Source organism: Pollutimonas rozaliensis (assembly GCF_048751585.1).
Lineage (GTDB): Bacteria > Pseudomonadota > Gammaproteobacteria > Burkholderiales > Burkholderiaceae_B.
In genome coordinates this window covers 1-271 of the sequence record NZ_JAZHOB010000118.1, presented here as the reverse complement: position 1 = coordinate 271, position 271 = coordinate 1, and the positions used below count along the sequence as shown (strand labels likewise).

The window sequence follows — 271 nt, the reverse complement described above, 5'->3', positions numbered from 1 at the left end:
GCCAATTTGGGAGCATCCAAACTTCAACGACTGGGTGCGCTGGATGGCGGCGGCATTGGTAATTATCGTGGTTATCTTGGTGCTTATCCGCCCAGCCATGAAAAAGCTGTTGTACCCAGCGCTCGACGAAGATGGCAATACCGTGGGGCCCAATGGCGAGATCTTGGGACCCGATGGCTTACCCATCTCTCCTGACGGTGATGACATTGGCCTGATTGGCTCGGAGCTTGATGGCTCAAGTAACTTTGCGATGTCTTCATCGGATGTGTCC

Annotated in this window: 1 protein-coding gene; it reads left to right on the top strand. The window is 53.9% G+C overall.

Going from position 1 to position 271, the window contains the following annotated elements:
* The coding region (locus tag V0R37_RS22210) for a hypothetical protein (protein WP_420376567.1) at positions 1–271 on the top strand (271 nt) is incomplete at both ends.